This is a genomic window from Pseudomonas sp. B3G-3, from assembly GCF_028640915.1.
In the GTDB taxonomy this organism is placed as follows: domain Bacteria; phylum Pseudomonadota; class Gammaproteobacteria; order Pseudomonadales; family Pseudomonadaceae; genus Aquipseudomonas; species Aquipseudomonas chlororaphis_I.
In genome coordinates, this window is the sequence record NZ_JAQZAB010000081.1 from 1 (window position 1) to 15,127 (window position 15,127).

The 15,127-nt window shown below is 55.2% G+C and carries 10 protein-coding genes; 7 read left to right on the forward strand and 3 right to left on the reverse strand.

Annotated features, from left to right (window positions below):
* Positions 1-1,242, reverse strand: a 1,242-nt coding sequence (locus PVZ80_RS09315; protein ID WP_273863733.1) for an SGNH/GDSL hydrolase family protein, incomplete at its 3' end; no start/stop codon positions are given.
* Between the two features lie 511 nt (positions 1,243-1,753).
* Here PVZ80_RS09315 and PVZ80_RS09320 point away from each other — a divergent pair.
* Positions 1,754-2,425 (forward strand): class I SAM-dependent methyltransferase, encoded by a 672-nt coding sequence (locus PVZ80_RS09320; RefSeq protein ID WP_124313809.1) that lies wholly within the window; start codon positions 1,754-1,756, stop codon positions 2,423-2,425.
* 79 nt (positions 2,426-2,504) lie between these two features.
* Here PVZ80_RS09320 and PVZ80_RS09325 read toward each other — a convergent pair whose 3' ends face one another.
* On the reverse strand, positions 2,505-3,005 hold the full coding sequence (locus PVZ80_RS09325) for a GNAT family N-acetyltransferase (RefSeq protein ID WP_016704053.1): 501 nt from the start codon (positions 3,003-3,005) through the stop codon (positions 2,505-2,507).
* Between the two features lie 329 nt (positions 3,006-3,334).
* Here PVZ80_RS09325 and PVZ80_RS09330 point away from each other — a divergent pair, with 329 nt between their 5' ends.
* The 6 genes from PVZ80_RS09330 to PVZ80_RS09355 all read left to right on the forward strand — a co-directional run bounded on the left by PVZ80_RS09330 (position 3,335) and on the right by PVZ80_RS09355 (position 13,559).
* A complete protein-coding gene (locus tag PVZ80_RS09330) occupies positions 3,335-4,099 on the forward strand; it encodes a tetratricopeptide repeat protein (protein WP_273863734.1) in 765 nt (254 codons plus the stop codon).
* A 252-nt stretch (positions 4,100-4,351) separates the two neighbouring features.
* Positions 4,352-6,100: an SIR2 family protein gene (locus tag PVZ80_RS09335; protein ID WP_273863735.1), complete on the forward strand. Its 1,749-nt coding sequence runs from the start codon at positions 4,352-4,354 to the stop codon at positions 6,098-6,100.
* Positions 6,101-6,540: 440 nt separating this feature from the next.
* Positions 6,541-6,942 carry a hypothetical protein gene (locus PVZ80_RS09340; protein ID WP_273863736.1) on the forward strand — a complete coding sequence of 134 codons (402 nt, stop codon included), beginning with the start codon at positions 6,541-6,543 and terminating at the stop codon, positions 6,940-6,942.
* A complete protein-coding gene (locus PVZ80_RS09345; RefSeq protein ID WP_273863737.1) occupies positions 6,939-8,699 on the forward strand; it encodes a hypothetical protein in 1,761 nt (586 codons plus the stop codon). Before PVZ80_RS09340 ends, PVZ80_RS09345 begins: the two co-directional genes overlap by 4 nt.
* 434 nt (positions 8,700-9,133) lie before the next feature.
* Entirely contained in the window at positions 9,134-12,148 is a 3,015-nt protein-coding gene (locus tag PVZ80_RS09350; protein ID WP_273863738.1) for an RNA-directed DNA polymerase, read from the forward strand.
* 181 nt (positions 12,149-12,329) lie between these two features.
* Positions 12,330-13,559 (forward strand): abortive infection family protein, encoded by a 1,230-nt coding sequence (locus tag PVZ80_RS09355; RefSeq protein WP_273863739.1) that lies wholly within the window; start codon positions 12,330-12,332, stop codon positions 13,557-13,559.
* 275 nt (positions 13,560-13,834) lie between these two features.
* Here PVZ80_RS09355 and PVZ80_RS09360 read toward each other — a convergent pair.
* Positions 13,835-15,057 (reverse strand): IS3 family transposase gene (locus tag PVZ80_RS09360; RefSeq protein ID WP_202946906.1). Its coding sequence is split into 2 segments (ribosomal slippage): positions 13,835-14,712 and positions 14,712-15,057, totalling 1,224 coding nucleotides; the frame shifts between segments, so codons are not numbered across the junction.
* Between the last annotated feature and the right edge of the window lie 70 nt (positions 15,058-15,127).

Consider the following 15,127-nt stretch of genomic DNA (forward strand, 5'->3'; position numbering starts at 1 on the left):
TTCGAGCTTCTGCCGATAGGCGCCGGCCAGCACGCCCACTCGCCAGGCCTCGTCGAGCCGGTAGCTGCCGCCGATGTTCAGGTTGAAGCCATTGCCGTCGGCACTGGCGCCGCTGCGTTGGCTGTCGAAGTCCTGATGCTGGCCACCCGCGGCGACAATCGCCCGCCATTGACCGACGCCCTGCCAGTTTTCCCAATCGGCCTGCCATTGGTTGCGCAGCTCATCCTGATGGGCACGCAGGGTGCCCTGGGCCATTTCCGGGAGCAGGGTTATTTCCCAGGGCGCTGCCAGCAGGGAGTACGCGTAATCGGCGATCAGCCGCTGGCCGGCTTCGGTGGGGTGGACCCCGTCGTTGTAGATCAGCTTGCTCGGGTCCGGTGTGGCGCTGTGAAGGCCGTAACGGGCGTTTTCCGTGCAGCTTCTGCCGCTGAAGCAGGTAGCGATAAGGTTCTGGTCGGTGGCCAGGCCGAACTGTGCCGGATTGGCGAAGGTTTCCTTCAAGAGCACGGGAATATTGAGGGGAATGACTTGCGCATCGACTGTCCGCAATTGCCGCACCAGCTCGCTGTTGAACTGGGCGCTGAGCTGGGAAGTGAACCCTTGCAACGGGCTGCCGTTGATTGCCGGGGTCAGGCCGATATCCGGCAGCAGCCAGACCATGATGTAACGGGCGCCGGCCTGTTGCAGGGCTTGCACGCTGTCGACCAGGCGACCAGCCGCGGCGTTGGCCTGGTCGAGGCTGGTGACGCGGCCCTGGAGGAAGTCGTTGCCGCCGCCCGACAGGTAGTACAGGGCATTCGGGTCGGCGCGCAAATTGTTGGTCACCAGATAACCCGGGCGGCTACGGCTGCCGGCGGTCGAGGTGGTGGTAATCGAATCGAGAATCTGGTCGGTGCGATAACCGCCGACCGCCCAGTTGTTGCCGTCTGGCAGGCCTTCGCTGGCGCGGGTGGCCGAGGTCGAGGCGGCGAGCTGGTCCTCGGAGAACCCCAGTTTGGCGCCGAGCAATTGCGTTGCGTTGGCGGAATAGACTTCACCGCTGCCATCCAGGTAGACCGGGCCGGTGCGGTTGGTAGCCCGCAGGGTGGCTCCCGCGGGGCCGCCTGGGTCGGCGAATTGCCCGGCATCGCTGAGGCTGTCGCCGAAGACGATGAAGTTGGAATAGGGAGAGGCGATCGCTTGAGCGCAGGCCAACGATAAAAGCGTACTGGCGAGTGGTACGAACAACGTCTTTTTGATCATGAACAAGTCCATTCTATATGTTGTTGTAAAGAACGAGTCGGCATTACCAAAGACTTTCGCGAGGGGTTGTCACAGCCCATTGCCGGGCCTTTTGCATAGCATTTTTTTCGGTTGAATGACGATAGCGGCTCAAGGGCACGACTCGGCGATAGCGAGCCTTGTACCGTCCGCTCGGTTCCCCCTCGAAAACCTTGCCGACTCGAGCTGCCACAATGCCCGATCCCGATCTCGCGAAACATGCGGGGATGGAGATTCAGATTGTTCTGAAGGGCCCCTAGACGGTAGTCGAACCCGCCGACGAATGACGACGAATAAGCGCGCCCTCTGAATTTTCTTGTCGCACACCAGCAGGCGCTGCGGCTCGCCCTTGGCCTTGGGGGCAACCAGGACGAAGGTGGCAGCCGGCTCTGGCTCGGCCTGCGTCGCGGGCGCGAACGGGCACTGGCAGGGTCCCGGCAGGAACTGCTTTTGCCCTATGCTTGGCATCCACCTCCCGACTGAGGACACCGAGATGCCCACCTCCGAGACTGCCCTTCTGCACAGCTGGCAGCACAACGCCCAGGCCTGGATCGAGGCCATCCGTAGCGGCGCCATCGAAAGCCGCGTCGAGGTCACCGACCAGGCGATCCTGCTGGCGGTGCTGGGCCGTCAGCCCGAACGTGTGCTCGACCTGGGTTGTGGTGAAGGCTGGCTGTTGCGGGCCCTGGCTCAGCGGGGCATCGAGGCGGTCGGGGTGGATGGCGATGCAACCCTGGTCGAGGCCGCGCGCGCCGCAGGCTCGGCAACGGTGCATGTGGCCAGCTATGAAGCGCTGGTGGAAGCGCAGGTGGACATCGGCCGCGACTACGAGCTGATCTGCGCCAACTTCGCCCTGCTGCACCAGGACATCATCCCGCTGCTGGCCGCCATGCACGCCCTGCTCGCCCCCGGCGGCGCGCTGGCGATCCAGACCCTGCATCCGTGGAGCGCGGCGGCCGGCGACTATCAGGACGGCTGGCGCGAAGAGACCTTCGCCGGCTTCAAGGGCCAGTGGCAGCCCATGCCGTGGTACTTCCGCACCCTGTCCAGCTGGCTGAATGCCCTGGACATGGCCGGCTTCCAGCTGGCCAGCCTGCAGGAACCGCAACACCCGCAAAGCCCGGTGCCGCAGTCGTTGCTGCTGGTGGCCGAGCGGCGTGGGTGAGGATGTGCAATTGGCTGGCGCGACGTAGCGGTTGCAGGCAGTCAGAGTCGCAAGGGCGGTAAACGGCTAGAACCCTTATCTAGATCGGGAGAACAAATCGGCGCTCGTCTCCCGCCTTGCCGTCTTCTGCGGATGGCTCAAGCAAGAACCCGCAGCGCTCCACCACCTTGGTCGAGCCGAGATTTTCCTTGTAGACATAAGCCACCAGTTGCGTCAGGTGCCAGCGCGTCCGCGCTTGCTGGATCAGATGCCGCAGCGCCTGTGTCGCAAGCCCCTGGCCGCAAGCGCTTTGGGCAATCCGATAGCCGACTTCGGCGGAGCCCTGCGCACTATCGATGTTTTTCAGGTTGGCGCGGCCGATGATGGTTCCGCTGCAATCCTCGATCACCAAGGGGTGCCAGGTGCCAGCCGCGAAACCGGCCAGGTAGCCCTCGATATGCTCGGCTACGCCCTGCACCGAATAAAAAGCAGGGTCGCGCGCCTTGATATGGGATTCGAACCACTCACGGTTCCGGGTTTCGAAAGCCAGCAGCGCTTGCGTATCCGTACTGCGTAGCTCGCGCACTTTGAACGACTGCATGCACACCTCTCCTTTTTCTCATGGGTAACTGCACGGGCTTGCCCATCTGTCCGCATTCGGCCCGACTCGCCATACATCCTACTTGAGCCACTTTTTGCGTAACCACGCAGGACTCCGCCCTGCTCCAGGCCGAGTCATCTGTAGCACTGATTCGGCTACTCGTCGGCTATCGTCACTGGGGCCGTTCCTGCGGGAACTTCAGGTGACTGGCCAGGTCGATAGCAGCCCCTTCATCGGTCATGACGGGACAGTGAACACACCCCGGCCGAACAGCGCTGAAGGCCTGTTTTACGAGCGTGCCGTCGATGATCAACCGAGTCTGCCCCCTGATGCCAACCAAGCGTTTTCTGCCGGGTCTGATCCTGGCGCTCTGCGCAGTCGCGTCGCATTGTCCGGTTGCGGCCGAGCGCAAAGCCTCTCAGCAAAGTAACACCGCATCAACAACCCTGATTGAATCCGCCTCGCAGCAGTATGCAGATGGCCAGTTGGACCAGGCCGCCGCCACGCTGGAGCGTGCCCTGCATATCCAGCCGAACAATCCCGCGACCCTGCACTACCTCGGCGTGTTGCGTCTTCAGCAGGGGCAGTATCAGCAGGCTGAAGCGCTGGCGACGCGCTCCAACATGCGGGTCGGTCGCAACCTCGCGTTACGCAATCGCAACCTCCAATTGATCCAGGCGGCGCAGAAGGCCCAGGTGTCGAATACCCCACCCAACGCCGACAAGCCTCTGGTTGCCGTACGGGAAGGCCTGGAAGAAGAGGTTAAAAGGCGCCGTGCAGCAGAAATTGTCGCCGCCGAGCAGCCCACGCCGGACACTGAACGCCGCCCTGAGACACTCACCCGCGAAACGGCGGAAAGCGCAGCAAACTGGCCAACGGGTGACAGGCCAAGCCCCGAAGGGCAACTGCGAATGACGTCCGCCGAGCCAGCCTCCACCTACGACGAGATTGAGATTCCCCGTGGCCATCGGCCGCCTCCGGGTAAATGTCGAATCTGGTTTCCCGATCGCCCGCCGGGGCATCAGCCCAAGCCCGGCAAATGCAAGAAACTGCGCGATCGGGTTCCGCCCGGAGCCTACCTGGTGCGGGGTTGAGTTTCTGGGTGTCGGCTGCTGGCTGTGGATGCAAGCGGTCGATAGCGGCCTCGCGACAGACTGGAATCGGCCAGGAGCAGTCATTCAGGTCATCTGACTTAAGTGAGCACACTATCCCTTTTTCCTGAAGAACCTGTGACGGAAGAAGCAGAGTTCGACGGGGCATGCTATTCATTGAAATCGGACGCACCGATGGTGTATTGCCTTCAGCAGCTTCCGTGGCTTCCCCCAGTCAGTGGTCAAGGAATCAATATGATCGACCCAATCAATTCACTCGCGTTCTCCATGCATGCCAATAAGGGAGTCTATGCGCTGCTTCTCGGCTCTGGAATCTCTCGTGCCGCCAGGATTCCGACCGGCTGGGAAATAACCCTCGAACTTGTTCGGAAGGCTGCCGCGCTCAAGAAGGAGCAGTGCGAACCAGACCCGGCGGCTTGGTTCCAAAACAAAACAGGCAAGCAGCCAGACTATTCCGATTTGCTTGATATGGTCGCCAAGACACCTGCTGAACGGCAGCAACTCCTTCGTTCTTACTGGGAGCCCAGCGAAGAAGAGCAGGAGGAAGGGGCGAAACTCCCTACCCGAGCGCACCGCGCCATTGCCGATTTGGTGAAACTTGGATATATCCGGGTCTTGTTGACCACGAACTTCGATCGCCTGATGGAGTTGGCATTGCATGATGTGGGTATTCAGCCAACTGTACTGAGCACCACAGATCAAATCGAAGGTGCCCTACCGCTTATCCATACGACCTGCACTATCATCAAGATCCACGGTGACTACCTGGATACTCGCATCAGGAACACTCCCGAAGAATTGGCCCTCTATCCCGAGGAGTTCAAACACCTTCTTGACCGTGTTTTTGACGAGTTCGGGCTGGTCGTGGCGGGATGGTCCGCGGATTGGGATGTTGCACTTCGAGATGCACTTACACGCGCTCCGTACCGTCGCTTCTCGACCTTCTGGGCTAGCCGGGGAGAGCCCAGCGAAAAAGCGAAAGACATCATTGCTCGTAAAGGGGCGATGCTCGTGAGCATTGATGACGCGGATACGTTGTTCAGCACGCTGAGCGAGCAAGTAAAGGCGTTGGAAGAATTTTCCCGCCCCCACCCATTATCAACGGAAGCGGCTGTTGCGACCCTCAAGAAATATCTTTCCGAACCAAAGTATCGCATTGCGCTGGATGATCTCGTCGCCCGAGAGGTTGAGAGCGTGGTGAAGGTCGCAGCGGGCGACGCATTTGATGTGCGATCCAGTGACACCTGTGGCCAAGCCGTACTAAGTCGACTGAAGGGGTATGAAGCGGCATCAACCACTCTGATCCGAATGGGGTTCGTGGCTGGCCAATGGATCGAAGGAGAACAGTTGGCATCATGGAAAAAAGCTCTAGCAAAGCTCTCGTTGAGGCAAGCCAATAGTGGTAACACTTTGTGGTTAGATCTTCAGCGATATCCAGCAACTCTCCTGCTTTATGCTTTTGGACTTGGAGCGGTATCGAATGATCAATGGTGCACGCTGAGCGTGCTATTGAATGTGCCTGTTCTTGGAGAGCAGCGAGAAGACAAGCGTGTGGTTGAAATGGTACCAATCTGGGCTCTTTTTCAGATGGGGTCAGATGTTATGAAAGTTCTTCCCGGCCGCGAACGTCAGTACACCCCTTTGAACAATCATCTGGAAGAACTCTTATGGAAACTGTTAGGTGCCAGTTTTCCGTCACAGATGGCGTTTCAGATCGCATTTGATAGGCTCGAGGTATTATTCGCCCTGTCATACGCTATACCGTGCATTCAGAAGGAGGAACGCTACTGGACTCTACCAGGTGCATATGGTTGGAGGAGGGCGAATATGATGCGCATATTTGCAGAGATTCGCTCGAGTTTGGAATCTCTCGGGGATACCTCGCTACTTGTCTCTTCGGGACTTGTCGGAAGTACTGCTGTTCAGGGACTTGAGAACCTGAACCAGCTTGAGCAGTTCGTTCCTCAGTTTCGGTGGCATTAGTTAGCCTCGTAACCGTAGCATTTGGTCGATTTCTGCAATTGATGACGGGCAGAAGTCGGCCAAGAGCGGTCTTTGGACGGCTGTCGTCACGTAGGTCAGCAGCCATGCTGCGGCGTTTGAGCAAGATCGGATTGTCGTCGAGTTAACACAGCATGTGCGACTTTCAAACCCAGAGCTTAAGAAGAGTTGGTCGCCTATCTATCAGCACTGGCCGCCATCAAGCATCTAACATCAACCGATGATGCGTGTGCAGCTAACTGAATAGCCCCGGATATGCGACGGAAGGTTGTGCGGTTAAACAATTGCAAGCTCAACAAACGCAAACGGCAAAAACAAGCTACGCTCAACCTGCATGCATCAAAGAATTCGAGCATTACCTTTGTATTGGATTTGAATCGTTGAAACCCTCTGGTTAGTCCCTGATCGCATGGAGAACGCCCATGATCAGAGCCACACTATTATTGACAGGCGCCTTGGTAGTCATATCAGCAATCCTTTCATTGCTCTTTTGGTCTGACCTGTCACATGGAATGCAACCTATCGAAGGCTCCCTGGACTACGTTCGATTTACCATAATTGCCTTTGCAACATTTCTCGGTGTCATTTCGAACGGCGTATACGATCGCCTTATGAAAGGCAAAGATGCAGAGCTTTTCAAGCGTACCGACATTATATTTGCTGCCGTCATTGCGCCAGTCGTAATCCTGCCAATATATAAATCCATGGGGGACATGCCAGACCCTATAATTGTTGCACTTATGTCATATCAAAATGGATTCTTCTTCAATGTAATTTTTGACAAGTTCAGACAGTCCGAGCCGAAGCCGGAAAAAGTCCTATGAAACGCGCGCTCCTGTCGTTGATCGTACTGTGCACGCTACTCCTCGGCGGCTTTGTGTTATTAAAACAATCTCAAGACCGCGCCACTTCAAGAACACATGCCAGCTTGCTACAACTGGTGGATAAGAACGTTGACTATCAACCCTTGATTGCAGGCCTCAATGAAATTCGTTCGGCCTGGCAAAATGACGCACCACTTTGTGTAAACACGGCCTTTAAACAAGAATGCACAAATATTTTAATCCTAGACTTATCTGTCGTCGAAAAAATCACCAATCAGACCGAGTTGAAACTTCTAAAAAACTTGAGAAACAATGCTATCACCCTTCCGCCAAACTTGATCCTGATCGATAGACATTTAATTTCCAGCCTGATTTTCGAGACTTACAACCTGACTCTCGCCACCGCTCGAGCCGTAGCTCAACGCGAGGGAAGCATTGCCGATCTAGCGACAGAATTTTCGGTGGCGAGCGTAGCAAACAGCGAAGTAATCAGATCTAACCACGTGCCGACTTTATTCTTCGGCTCAGACGCTAATGACTCAGACATCAATGCATTTTCATCGAGTCTTTTAGACTTCAAAAATAAGACTAACGAAGACGATGCAATACAAGACAATATCGACGGCATGCAAAAAGTAATATTTGAGCTATCACTCGCTCTTCTTTTAGAGCATGAAGTCGCACACCTGCAGGTCGGCAGCGGTGTCTTCGGTCTGAATACATTATTAGGCACCGCTTCAGAAATTGGAGCAAACTTAACACTCAATGAAGAAAATCGAGCTGATCAGGTAGCGATCGTTGCTATGAACCACTACGTTGATGCATTGAAAAAATCAAATAATCAATCTGTTTCACGATTTCTCTCCGACCCTGTAGGTTCATCCTTACCATCTCTGGTGCAAGCAGAATATTTCAGGGACAGCGAGTTGATGGCCGGGCTTGAAAATTTTCGCGGCTTTAAAGCAGATGATCTTGCAATCGAAATCAGTCACCAAACATGTGGCGAGGAGTCGGAAAATAGAAATTTTTTTGACCCCCTTACGATTCTTGCAGCCCGGAGGAAACCGCTGCCTATATTGACAGCGGATGAATGGAATGAAAGACGTATTGTTTTTGCACACTCAGATATCCCTCAAACCCACCTCCATAATTTGATAAGAGCTGAAAACATTTACACAGCACTCGATCAGTTGGCCGGAAAAACGTTAACCCCACTCAAACTCAACAATCACGTGGCGTTTGTAAAAGCGTTATTATCGGACACCCCAAAGACGGCCTTCCCATCATCCGATGGATTCAAAGTAATGAAAGGCACAATGATGGATAACTTCATAAAAGGGACACAAGGATATGTCACATATACGCCAGCAGTAACCTGCCCACTAAGTAGATGCTACGTCGGATCAATTGAAAATAGCGATGGCTACATCGAGCTCATCGGTTCCGACAAAGAAGTTAGCGAGCTTCGTTTGGTTATGAATTTGGGAGACGGTCTAGGGCGAAGCGAGGAACAGGATCACAAATATCTTGAAAACATGCTCAAATATATGAATACCATGGCAGCCATATCAGCAAAAAATTCTAGTGCGGTATCAGATTATGCTGCCGAGTTGCGCAGAGGGAAATTCAAATGTGGGGCCGCTTCTACTCTTTTAGTCGATAAGGCTACCGGAATTGCTTACCACTCAACTACGCTACAACGACCAGGCTTTATCCAGGTGCGAATTTTCAATGCTGAGACCATGGATGAGGAATAGCTCTCATCTATGCCTTTCTTTACCGAACCTAATAGGGCTAGCCGATTAAATTTTAAAGCGGACTCTCAGCTGTTTTAACTGACCTTAAGGCGACCTGATGGATAATGGCACAATAGTCTGAAACGCCGCTATTTTTACCTATTCCGAATGACTGCTTCAGCCATTCAGGCGTCGAAGCGCTAAACATCCCAAGATATCTGGCTAATGTTCGTCAGTTCGCAGTTGGATGACGACTAAGGGGCGGTTGCCGTCCTTCGCGACAGGCAAAAAACGGCCAAAAGCGGCCCGTTAAAGCGCCTACTAAACTAGGGGCGGCTCAGTGGTCCAGTCATGACAATCGGTGAGTAGAGATAGAGCGCCTTGCAATGCTTTAGCCCACTCACGCTTGCTTTCGGTAATATCCGGGATATCTCAGGATTGCCGAAGGTTAAGAAATGGACGTCATCCAGATGTCGTTATCGCTGCACGACCTTGGCCTCGCCTATCGCAAGGCCAAGGTTGACCTCTACTACTCAACCAACCCGTCGCTGTTCGACATTGCTAACTATGAAGACGACCTGAGCAAAAACCTCGCTCGCCTGAAAGAGCAGATCGAAGCGATGAACGAGGATTGGGTGAAAGACCCTGCATTTCTCGGCACTTGGACGCTGGCACCAAAAGAAATCCAGATTGTGAAAGGAAAGCAGGATCAAAGTCTGATCTTCGCCTCACCGGAAGCCGAGTGGCTAAGCGCGACTGAGGTCGGCAACCATCCCACTGCCGTATTCCGCCTCATGGCCCGCTGCAGCATCGACTTTCACGTGCTGTCATCACTATGGATGATGGAAGTCGGCGATCTCTTCGACAGGCAGCTCAGCAGCAACGTCTTTGGCAGCCGCCTACGCCGTAACCGGCACGATGAGATCAACACGTGGGCCCTTGGATCATTCAAGCCCTATCTCAGACCCTTCCGTGAATGGCGCGACGGTGGCATCAAGGCGATGCGCACAGCCCTGAGCGAGAAGAAAAAAGTATTGGCACTCACAGCCGATGTAAGCAGTTTCTATCACGAGCTAAGCCCCGGCTTTATGCTCGATGATAGCTTCCTCAAGTTAGCCAAAATTGAACTGAGCGAATCGCAGTCAAAACTGAACCGCCTGTTCATTTCCGCCTTGTTGGCCTGGGCACAAGAAACGCCACTAGGAAAAGGTTTACCTGTAGGTTTGCCTGCGTCTGCCGTGGTCGCAAACGCGGCGCTAATCAGGCTCGACCAGTTCATCGAGCAACAAGTAGTGCCACTGTATTACGGTCGTTATGTGGACGACATTCTGCTGGTTATGGAAAACGCCAGCGATATCAAAACCACTGAGCAGTTTTGGGAGTGGATCTTCAGTCGTGACGGCGGCAAGGACCTGCTCAAAAAAGATAACGGCAGCATCCTGTTCAAACCTGGATACCTCAAAGAAGACCGCATCGCTTTTGAAAACAGCAAAAACAAGCTGTTCATCCTTGCAGGGTCTGCAGGTACCGCTCTGGTCAACGCCATTTCCGAACAGATCAACCAACGTGCAAGCGAATGGCGCGCGTTACCCGACCTGCCGAATTCGCCCAACACCGTGGCTACGGACTTGCTCAAAGCTACCAACCTTGCCGGAGAGCAAGCAGACAATCTGCGAAAGACCGATGCACTGACGCTGCACCGCGCCGGCTTTGCCCTAAGCCTTCGCAACTACGAAGCCTTCGAACGCGATATCCCCCCGGAGGATTGGCAAGCACACCGCCATGCCTTTTTCGCCGCAGTCATCGAGCATTTGCTCACCCCAGTTAAGTTTTTCGAACTGGCTCAATACCTCCCACGCATCATCCGCATGGCAACCGCCTGTGAAGATTTTGAGTACCTAGACAAAATCATCAATGCACTGGGTGGCCTGATCAATAAAGTAGAGAGCGACTGCACTCTAGCGATCAAAAGCCTGGCTGCTGCCAACATGCCAGCCGAAGCCCGACATTTATGGAAGCGATCCATCTGGGAAGTGACAGCGCAGAGCATCGTCTCTGCGTTTCCGCCCCGCCTAAGCAAATCGGGGACTACCGCCTGGAAGAACCAAATGACCGGCCATATGGAGAGCCTTGCCTTCGTCATCTGGAATAACTTCCTTGACAGGCCAACGAACATCACCAGCCAGCACATACAGAAGCTGCAAGCTCGGCTGTTCAGCTTCGATCTCGCCCATATCCCCTTGCGCTTTACAGGCCTGCCTCAGGAAATGGTAAGCCAGCGCGGTATTCCACTCCGTAAAAACCTCTCAACTTTTGACGCAGAAGAGCTATTGCCTGACGAGATGACCGACGGCATCGCCACACTGGCGAACTGGCTCAGGCTTAAACGCGGTACCCCGCCTGGACTAACCTTCACCACTCGCCCATTCAGCCTCAATGAGCTCTACCTCATCGCCCCCACCCCTTTTGCCGTCTCCAGCCGCCAAACACTGGGGTTGGTGGTGCAAGCACTGCGAGGTTTTGAGCTGACCGCGCACAAGATGCCGCACCTCGACAAAAAGCAGGTTTTGCATATCCCGGACGGCGAACCCAATGCCAAACAGACCATCGCTGTGGCCAGTTTGGAAACCAAAGATGAAAGTTTTACCGCCGCCATCATGGGGTTGCCCGATCCGGACGGCCTGCACCGTTACCAACGCATCAATCGCCTGATCAACGAACTGATCTCTCGGCCTGACGGCGCTGGTTACTTGATCCTCCCGGAAGTGTCTCTACCACCCCAATGGTTTATGCGTATCGCCGACAAGCTAAAGGGCCGTGGCATATCTTTGATCACCGGGGTGGAGTACCTCCACGCACCGAGAAAGTATGTGCGCCACCAGGTTTGGGCTTCGCTAACGCACGACGGTCTTGGGTTCCCTTCGCTGATGCTCTATCGCCAGGATAAACAGCGTCCAGCATTCCATGAGGAGCAAGAACTCTTTCGCCTAGCAGGCCTGCAGATGCAGCCGACTCAAGAGCAACAGTGGCAAAAGCCTCCGGTAATCCAGCATGGTGATTTCCGCTTTGCCATCATGATCTGCAGCGAGCTGACCAATATTCGTTATCGCGCGGCCCTACGCGGTCAGGTCGACGCGCTGTTTGTTCCAGAGTGGAACAGCGACACCGACACATTCAACGCACTGGTGGAGTCTGCCGCCCTGGATATTCATGCTTACATCATCCAATGCAACAACCGCCGCTTCGGTGATAGCCGTATCCGCGCACCTTACAAGGAGCGCTGGAAGCGCGACATATTACGAGTCAAGGGAGGTAACCACGACTACTGCATTACAGGTGAAATCGACGTACTGAGCCTGCGCCAGTTCCAGTCCAGCCACCGCTCGCCAGCCTCAGGTTTCAAGCCCGTGCCAGATGGCTTCAACGAGGACATGGCATCGGATCGGAGAGTATTACCCAAAGGTGCCTAGACCTGACTCGATCAAGCAGGGTTTACTGTTTTTCATCCGTGCTGATCCAGAATCGCGCTTAGTCCGGTTTTGATTACCTGTCGCGCTCAAAAACGTTTTTACACAGCCTCGGCCGAGCGCAGACATCGCTATGCTTGGGTACATAGATTCGCAATCACCAGCAAGGATAGGAGCAGGTGCGATGGAACAGACAGAACAGATACTTGCAACGGTCCACGCGCTCCTACGTGCAGAGGGCATGAGCGAAGCGGCTGCCATCGTACGCGAGTATCCGGCGCATATTGAGCAGACGGGTTACGACAATTGGAATGGTGGTACAAACATCTGTGATGTGCAGTTCAAGCTGCCCGCTCAGGATTACGCCCGGCTAGGAGCGAAACGCAGCCAATTAGAAGAGCAAATTACAGCTCGACTGAGGACTGCTATTGAGCCTGAAACACAGGATTGGTACTCAGCCAAGATCGTGCCGGCAAGAGAACAGCGTACTGACTGGCGATCTGACTCATCAGATCTCCCCCGGCAAGTCCGCGTTAACATCTTGGATGGCCTACGTTTGGAAGATGTGGCTTGGTATGGTCAGCTCGACGACGTCGAGTTCTTGAGTCGTCTCTTCGACCTTCAGAAACTTCCGTCCACAGACAGTAGGTTCAAGGATGCAGCAGGTGATATCTGGCAGCATCGTTATAACAATGATGATTGGGAAAATGACTGGGTCTACACAGATTCTCGCTTTCAGCTGATTGACGGCCCGGTGGAACAGTTCCTACGGTTTCTCTGTGAGGTCGTGCATCCAATTGTCCGTCCCGATCGCGATGAGGCACTTAAATTAGTGCTCCATTTCAACGATCAACTTCGATCTGCTGGTTGGGAGATCTATGAAGAGGAGCGCATTGCCGGTCGACCACGCTTTTCCTTCCGGCAGCGCAGCAGCTCGTCCCGAGCAGTTCTAAGAGCTAAGACCGTCGCAGAGGCCCTCGACGCAGGCTGGATGGCGAAGGAAATCGAGCGCCTGGAACATTCTATTGATCGAGACCCTGCCTTAGCGATTGGTACAGCAAAAGAGCTCATTGAAACATGCTGCAAATCCATTCTGACAAAGCGGGCTATTCCATTTACCAAATCCGAGGATCTCGGCGATCTCACAAAGAAAGTCGCGAAGGAGCTGCAGCTCGTCCCAGAGGGCATTACGGATGCTACGAAGGGGGCGGATAACATTCGTTTGATTCTTCGGAATCTTACCCAACTCACGAACAACCTTGCTCAGTTGCGTGGACTATACGGCACAGGACATGGAAGAGACGGTCAACATCGCGGACTTCAGCCACGGCATGCTCGGCTTGCTGTAGCTTCCGCGGTTGCCTTCATCGACTTTGTATCGGAGACCTTCCGCCATAGAGAAGGCTTGAACTGAATCGCCACTAATTTCGTAGACGCATCGAAATGACTGCTTTTGGCCGATTGTTACCCTTCGCAAATGACGGGGGTAGTACTCTCTCCGGACGCTCAATTGAGGGTGCCTTGCACGATCCCCCCATTTCCACCCGCATCACCTTACCGATCCCCCTTATCTCACCCCTATGAGGCTGACAACAAAAAAGCCCTAGCCACAATCGCGCATCTTTTCCAAATCAAGTGACGATAAACCTCTGTGGACTTGCCCCTATCAAACCGGACACCGGCACCCCGTTAAGTTGATGCCTCAGCCAGGCGCCTGAACTCCCGAGGTGAGCGGTAGTTCAGTGCGCTGTGCGGATGTTCCTCGTTGTAATGCTCGAAGGCGATGGCCAGGTTACGCAGGGCCGTCGCTCGATCGGGCTTGGGCATGTGACGGATGTAGTCACGCTTCATAGTCTTCACGAAGCTCTCCGCCATGCCGTTGCTCTGCGGGCTGCACACCGGAGTTGTCAGGGGCAGCAGGCCGATCTGCCGGGCAAAGCCCCGGGTCTGTTCAGCGGTATAGGCCGAGCCGTTATCGCTCAGCCATTGCACCGGCGATGTCGGTAGCTGGTCACCAAAGCGTTGCTCGATAGCTTCCAGCATCACATCTCGAACATCGTCGCCACTGTAGCCATTTGGGCTGGCCACCCAACTGATGGCCTCACGGTCGCAGCAATCCAGAGCGAAGGTTACACGCAGTTTTTCGCCGTCCTCGCAGCGAAACTCGAAGCCATCCGAACACCAGCGGGTGTTGCTCGTGTCCACCGCGACGCGACCTTCATGACGCCGCGCCACCCCCGGCTGCTTGCGCCGGCGCTCCAGCAACAGGTCGTGGTCTCGCATGACGCGGTATACCCGCTTCACGTTGATCGGTGGCTGGGCCTGCTGCTCATGCTGTCGACGCAAAAGGCCCCAGACCCGGCGATAGCCATAGCTGGGCAATGCGCCGACGGCCTGCTTGATCCGCTCGACCAGGGCCGCATCGTTGAGCGTCCGGCGACGACGCGGCTGCGCCCCCGGAGTGGGCTGTTTGAGCCGAGCCGTCAATTGCGAGCGCGCCACACCGAGACTCTCACTGACCGCTTTCACTGGTCGTCCCCCGGCAACAAGGGTGAGTGCGCAATCCATTTTCGCGAGCGGGCGATCTCCACCGCTTCCTTGAGGATTTCAGCCTCCATGGTCTTCTTGCCCAGCATCCGTTGCAGTTCGCGGATCTGCTTGAGGGCATCGGCCAGCTCGGAAGCAGGCACCACCGCTTCACCGGCACTGACTGCCGAAAGGCTGCCGTCCTGGTAGAGCTTGCGCCAGTGGAACAGTTGGTTGGGATTGATGCCGTTGCGCCGGGCCACCACCGAGACGCTTTGCCCAGGCTCCAGGCTCTCGCGCACCATGGTTAATTTCTCCTCGACGCTCCAACGGCGACGCCGCTCCTGGCCGAGCACTTCGATGCTTTTGTCTTTGCTGGTAGTCATAAACACAGTCGTTTGCCTATCCCTTATGGTAAGGGGGAAACGGTGTCCTGTGTTTCAAGGGGCTCGTTCA